The following is a 6,203-nucleotide window of genomic DNA, read 5'->3' as shown; positions in this document are numbered from 1 at the left end:
CCGCACCCCACCGGGGCGCGGCGCCCGGCGCCGTTCGGCGAGTGGCGGGCCGGGTGGGGCCCGCCGTGTCGGCGACATAGCGGGGTCTGGAGGGCCGGGATACCGCCAGTCACCGACATGGCGCGGCCCCGACCCCGCACCGCACCCCGCGAACCCGCCCGCCACGGGTCAACCGGTGACGCCGCTGGCAGCGGATGCCGGTGCGGCGGCGGCCGGGTCGGCGGAACCCGGCGCGGTGGGTGCCGGCGCGGTGGTGGCCGGCGCGGTGGGTGCCGGCGGGATCGGGTCCGACGCGGGGAGCGGGGCCGCCGGGGCCGGGGTGGCGCGGCGGCGTAGCTCGGCGGGGAGCACGGCGGCGGCGACCAGCAGCCCGATCGCGCCGGTGACCACGAAGCCCCACGGCGGGGCGGAGGCGTCGATGACCGCGCCGGCCAGCGGCGCGCCGAGGGCGATGCCGACGGTCACCGCCGAGCCGTGCAGGCCCATCGCCTCACCCCGCACCTCGGCGGGGACGAGCCGGCTGACCGCGTCGGCCGTCGCGGCGAGCGTCGGCGCGCAGAGCATCCCGGCCGGGATCAGGGCGAGGCAGAGCAGCCACCAGTGCGCGCCGCCGAGCCCGACGGGGATGGTGCACAGGCTGAGCGCGGCGACCAGGGCCAGGGGCGAGACCGGGCGGCTGACCGCGCCGTACGCGAAGCCGCCGACCAGCGACGCGACCGCCCACGCGGCGAGCACCGCGCCGGTCCAGCCGACCTCGCCGCCGGCGCGCAGCACGGCGACCACCGCGACGTCGGTGCCCCCGAGCACCAGGGTCGCGGCGAGGCTCACGGCGAAGACGGCGACCAGCCTGGGGGTCAGCCACTCCCGGCGGGGCACCCGCCGCGGCTGCCGGGCCGGCTCGTCGGCGGCGCGGGTGGGCGGGTTCAGCAGCCAGAGGGTGATGCCGGCGGCGACGACGCCCGCGCCCACCGCGTAGAGGGTGACCCGGGCGGACACGGCGGTGGACATCGCCACGGCGAGGGCCGGGCCGACCATGAACGACAGCTCCACCGACATCGAGTCCAGCGCGTACGCCGGGCGGCGGTGCTCCGGCGGCGCGAGCGCGGCGATGGACTGCCGGATGACCGAGAAGATCGGCAGGGCGAGCAGGCCGGCGACGAACGCGGCCGGCAGCAGCACCGGGTACGGCAGCGCCGGTGCGGTGGACCAGAAGATCGCCTCGGCGACGGCGGTCAGGGCGAGCACCGGCCGCAGGCCGCGCCGGTCGACGAGCCGGCCGAGCAGCGGGCCGCCGAGCGCGGCGCCGACGGTCATCGCCGCCCCGACCAGGCCGGCCGCGCCGTAGCCCCGGCCGAGGTCGAGCACGACGTGGAAGGTGATGGTCACGCCGGTCGCGGTGAGCGGGACGCGGGCGAGCACGGACACCAGCAGCAGCGGCCGGAGGCCGGGCAGGGCGAGCGCCTGCCGGTAGGGCGACATGTTCACGACGGTGGGGCACCTCCGCCCGACATCCTCGACCGGAGGTGTGACACCCGCCAGCGGTTTATCCGCTCAGGTGGCCCTGATCACCGGCGCGCCGGTCGTCGCCACCCCGGCGCCCTCCATCGCCCGCAACGCCACGTCCAGCGTCGCGGGTGCCACGGCGGCGGTCAGGTCGAGCAGCACGGTGGTGGCGAAACCCTCCCGGGCGGCGTCCAGCGCGGTGGCCCGGATGCAGTGGTCGGTGGCGATGCCGACGACGTCGACCCGGTCGACCCTGCGGGCGCGCAGCCAGTCGGCGAGGCGCTCGCCGTCGGCGGCGTGCCCCTCGAAGCCGGAGTATGCCGCCGCGTGCTCGCCCTTGTGGAAGATCGCCTCGATCCGGCCGGTGGCCAGTCCGGGGTGGAACTCCGAGCCGGGCGTGCCGACGACGCAGTGCGCGGGCCAGGAGTCGACGTAGTCGGGCGGGTTGCCGAAGTGCGTGCCCGGGTCCACGTGGTAGTCCTTCGTCGCCACCACGTGGTCCCAGCGGTCGGGCTCGGCGGCGAGCAGCCGGGAGATCCCCGCCGCGACGCCGGCACCGCCGGCCACCGCGAGGGAGCCGCCCTCGCAGAAGTCGTTCTGCACGTCGACGATGATCAGCGCGTTCGTCATGCCAGGGTGCTCCTTCGCGGTGCGGGCCAGGGTGGACGGGTCAGCCGGCGGGGACGACGGTCACCGGGACCGCCGGGTCGCCGGCGGAGAGCTTGAGGCCCTCCCACGGGATCGAGATGAGGCACTGCCGCAGGTGTTCCCGGGACTCGTCCAGCGTCGGCGGCTCGACCGGCTCGCCGCCGGCCACGTACGTCCGCTGGAGCAGCCGGTCGTGCGGCTGCCGGTCCGGTACGCCCTGCGGCACGATGACCTCCTCGGTCGCCGTGCCGGTCGGCTTGTGCCGGCGCACCGCGACCTTCCGGCCGCCGATGGTGGCCTTGTGCTCGGAGCGCTTGACCACCGGCCGCCCGGCCACCTCGACCAGCTTGTAGACCAGGCCGGCGGTGGGTGCGCCGGAGCCGGTGACCACGGCCGTGCCCGCCCCGTACATGTCGACGGGCTCGGCGGCGAGCGCGGCGATGGCGTACTCGTCTAGGTCGCCGGAGACGATGATCTTCGTCTCGGTGGCGCCGAGCGAGTCGAGCAGCTCGCGGGACTGCTGGGCGATCACCGCGAGGTCGCCGGAGTCGATCCGGACGGCCCGCAGCTCCGGCCCGGCCACCGCGATGGCGTTGCGGATGCCCTGGCTGATGTCGTACGTGTCGACCAGCAGCGTGGTGTCCTTGCCCAGCGTGGCGACCTGCGAGGCGAACGCGGCCCGCTCGTCGTCGTGCAGCAGGGTGAACGCGTGCGCGGCGGTGCCGGCGGTCGGGATGCCGTACCGCTGGCCGGCGGCCAGGTTGGAGGTGAACCGGAACCCGGCCAGGTACGCGGCCCGCGCCGCCGCGACGGCCGCCTCCTCGTGGGCCCGCCGGGAGCCCATCTCGATCAGCGCGCGGCCCCGGGCGGCGGTGACCATCCGGGCGGCGGCCGCGGCGACCGCGCAGTCGTGGTTGAGCACCGACAGCACCAACGTCTCCAGCACCACGCACTCGGCGAAGCCGCCGGAGACGGTGAGGATCGGCGAGCCGGGGAAGAACAGCTCGCCCTCGGCGTAGCCGTCGATGTCGCCGGTGAAGCGGTAGCGGGCCAGCCACTCGGCGCCGGCGTCGTCGACGACGCCAGCGCGGCGCAGGAAGTCGACCTCGTCGGTCGAGAAGCGGAAGTCGCGGATCATGTCGATCAGCCGGGCGGTGCCGGCCACCACCCCGTAGCGGCGGCCGGTGGGCAGCCGACGGCTGAAGACCTCGAAGACGCACGGGCGGTCGGCGGTGCCGTCGGCCAGGGCGGCGCTGACCATGGTCAGCTCGTAGTGGTCGGTCAGCAGCGCGGGGCGAAAGGTGCTCACCCGCCCAGCCTAGAGTTCACCTTCCCGGCTCGCCCTCCTGGCCCGGGAAGGACCGCCCGCGGCCGGACGTCGCCGGCCGGGCAGTGTATCGACAGTCATCCTTGCATGCGGGCATCGCCACGCGGCGAAGTTGAGTAGCCTTCCGATTACCGGTGAGTATCCGGCGGGGCGGTCGAGTCCCCCGTGGACGCACTCTTCCCGCACCTGGATGCCACCGCCGGACGATCCACGCGGCCGGGTCCGACGCGGCCGCCCGCATTGGGAGGCCGTTGATGAAACCGGGCCCTCTCCCCGGGGTCGACGTGCCCGACGAGCCGGGCGGTCCCGCCGCCTCGCCGGGCTGCGACCCGCTGCCCACCCGGCTCGGGGTGACCGAACCACCGACGGGCGAGCCCCTCGCCGTGGTCGCCGCCGGCCCGGCCGGCGCCGCGCGCCGGGACGTCCTCGCCGCCCTGCTGGGGCTCGCCCCGGAGCTGTTCACCGTGCCGCCCGGGAGCTGGCTGCTGGTCGACCACGCCCGGGTGTCCACGCGGGCCGCGTACGTGCCGGGCCACCGGCAGCCGCACGCGTACACACCGGACGGCGCGGCGGCGGGCCCGGCGCCGGCCCGACCGCCGCGCCGGGTCGAGCTGACCGTCGCCGAGCCGCTGCTGCGGCGTTTCGCCCTGGTCGACACGCCCGACAGCGGAACCCTCGGCGTCGCCGGCGGGCGGCTCCTGCTCGACGCGGTCGGCCGGGCCGGGGCGCTGCTCTTCGTGATCGCCGCCGACCAGGCGTTCACCGCCGCCGAGCTGCACCTGCTGGCCGAGGTCGCCGGCTCGCCCGCCGAGGTCTTCTTCGTCGTCACCCCCGGGCTGTCGGGCTGGGCCGCGCCGGCCGGCCCGGTGGACTCCGTGGACCCGGTGGATCCGGCCGGGGTGGTGGTCGCCGGGCACCGCGCCACGCTGCTCGCCGCCGTGCCCGGGCTGGCCCGGGCGCGGTGGTACCCGGCCCGCCCGGACGGCACCGACGCGCTGCGCCGGGCCATCGTGGGGTGGGCCGCCGACGAGGGGCTGCGCCGGGCCAGCGCCCAGCCGCCGGAGCTGCCCGGCGCGAACGGCCGGGTGCCGGTGCTGCCCGGCGCGGAGGCGACCGACTGGGCCGGGCAGCTGGACCGGCAGGCCCGCTCCTGCGCCCGACGGATCCGGCAGCACCTCGCCCTGGAGCTGGCCAACGCGCACCTGCGGGTGGTGCAGGAGATCGTCTTCGGGGTCGGGTGCGCAGGGCTGCCGCAACTGCTCGACCGGGAGCTGGAGGCGCTCTCCCTGCTCGCCACCGCGCAGTGCGACCGGGCCGTGCGGCGCATCTGCGACTCCGCCGCCGAGCGCGTCCTCGGCGGTCCGGTCCCCGACGGCGTACGGCGGCGGATCGTCGAGGCCGTGCGGTTCGGGCTCGACGAGCATCCGGCGGGCCGGGGCCTCGACCGGGTGCTGCTGGTCACCAGCACCGCGGGGGTGGCGGAGCTGACCGGCCCCGGTGCGGTGGACGCGCTGTGTGGCTACCCGGGCGCGGAGCGCGCCGAGGTGCTCCCGCCGGTCGCCGTGGCGCTCTCCGGCGGGTGCTGGCAGCGCTGGCGCGGCCCCGGCAACGACGACCCGGGCGGTGCCCGGTCCTGGGCACAGCGGGCGCTGCGCGAGGTCGAGCTGGAGCTGACCGGGGAGGTGTCCCGGCGGTTCGAGGCGATCCGCCTCTCGCTCGGCACGGTGCTGACCGATGCGCTCGACCACGGCATCCTGCTCGCCTGACGGCGGGCCCGCCGCGCGCCGCCGGGGCCCGCCGGGCGGGCCCGGTGCGCCGGCCCGGCGGCTGATCCGGGCCCGTCCGGCGTTCCGGTTCATCGCTTCCCCGCGACCGGTGGCACGATGGGGGCATGGCGGCTCCGCAGGTTGCGCCGGTCGAGAACCCGGACACCGAAGAGGTGCCGGTCTCCGACCGGCCATGGGTGACGATCGTGTGGGACGACCCGGTCAACCTGATGTCGTACGTGACCTGGGTCTTCCAGAAGCTGTTCGGCTACAGCCGGGAGAGGGCCGAGAAGCTCATGCTGGACGTGCACCACAAGGGCCGGGCGGTGGTCTCCAGTGGGGCCCGGGAGCGGATGGAGCACGACGCGGCGCAGCTGCACGCGTATGGGCTGTGGGCCACGGTGGAGAGGTCGTGAGCATGTTCCGTCGCCGGGGCGAGCGGTATGTCGCCACGCTGGCCGTGGACGAGGTCCGGGTGCTGCGCAAGGTGGCCTCCGAGGTGGTGGGGCTGCTCACCGACGGCTTCGACCACACCGACCCGGTGGTCGGCCGGCTCTTCCCCGAGGTCTACCCGGACGACTCGGCCGGCACGGCGGAGTTCCGCAAGTACACCGAGGGTGACCTGAAGACCGGCAAGATCGACCAGGCCGGGGCGATCCTCGCCGCGCTGCCCGACTCCGCCGGTGGCGAGGTGCAGCTCGACGTCGAGGCGGCCGAGGCGTGGCTGCGGGCCCTCAACGACGCCCGCCTGGCGATGGGCGTCCGGCTGGAGATCAAGGACGGCACGGACCTGGGCGCGGAGCTGGACGAGGCGGTCGCCGCCGACTCGTCGTCGAGCCGGGTGTTCCAGCTTTCGGTCTACGCCTATCTCGGCTATCTCCAGGAGTCCCTGCTCAACGCCATGATCGACTAAGGGTGACCGGCGCCACCTCGCTGCGGGCGTCAGCGAGGGGCTACGC

6 protein-coding genes are annotated in these 6,203 nt (G+C 76.0%); 3 read left to right on the top strand and 3 right to left on the bottom strand.

The window, feature by feature from the left end:
* Window positions 1-168: 168 nt before the first annotated feature.
* The 3 genes from ACFT41_RS06240 to ACFT41_RS06230 all read right to left on the bottom strand — a co-directional run bounded on the left by ACFT41_RS06240 (window position 169) and on the right by ACFT41_RS06230 (window position 3,460).
* Window positions 169-1,479, bottom strand: a complete 1,311-nt coding sequence (locus tag ACFT41_RS06240) for an MFS transporter (protein ID WP_377587015.1) — start codon at window positions 1,477-1,479, stop codon at window positions 169-171.
* A 72-nt stretch (window positions 1,480-1,551) separates the two neighbouring features.
* Window positions 1,552-2,133, bottom strand: a complete 582-nt coding sequence (locus ACFT41_RS06235; RefSeq protein WP_377586973.1) for an isochorismatase family protein — start codon at window positions 2,131-2,133, stop codon at window positions 1,552-1,554.
* A 40-nt stretch (window positions 2,134-2,173) separates the two neighbouring features.
* Window positions 2,174-3,460: a nicotinate phosphoribosyltransferase gene (locus tag ACFT41_RS06230; protein WP_377586974.1), complete on the bottom strand. Its 1,287-nt coding sequence runs from the start codon at window positions 3,458-3,460 to the stop codon at window positions 2,174-2,176.
* Between the two features lie 272 nt (window positions 3,461-3,732).
* Here ACFT41_RS06230 and ACFT41_RS06225 point away from each other — a divergent pair, with 272 nt between their 5' ends.
* The 3 genes from ACFT41_RS06225 (at window position 3,733) to ACFT41_RS06215 (ending at window position 6,157) form a co-directional block, all read left to right on the top strand.
* Window positions 3,733-5,244, top strand: coding sequence for a hypothetical protein (locus ACFT41_RS06225; RefSeq protein WP_377586975.1), 1,512 nt, complete (start codon window positions 3,733-3,735; stop codon window positions 5,242-5,244).
* 125 nt (window positions 5,245-5,369) lie between these two features.
* Window positions 5,370-5,660, top strand: a complete 291-nt coding sequence (gene clpS / locus ACFT41_RS06220; RefSeq protein WP_377586976.1) for an ATP-dependent Clp protease adapter ClpS — start codon at window positions 5,370-5,372, stop codon at window positions 5,658-5,660.
* Between the two features lie 2 nt (window positions 5,661-5,662).
* Window positions 5,663-6,157 carry a DUF2017 domain-containing protein gene (locus ACFT41_RS06215; RefSeq protein WP_377587016.1) on the top strand — a complete coding sequence of 165 codons (495 nt, stop codon included), beginning with the start codon at window positions 5,663-5,665 and terminating at the stop codon, window positions 6,155-6,157.
* Window positions 6,158-6,203 lie beyond the last annotated feature (46 nt).

The sequence above is a fragment of the Micromonospora sp. NPDC057141 genome (assembly GCF_042670805.1).
Taxonomy (GTDB): Bacteria; Actinomycetota; Actinomycetes; order Mycobacteriales; family Micromonosporaceae; genus Micromonospora.
This window is presented reverse-complemented; position numbering and strand designations above follow the sequence as displayed.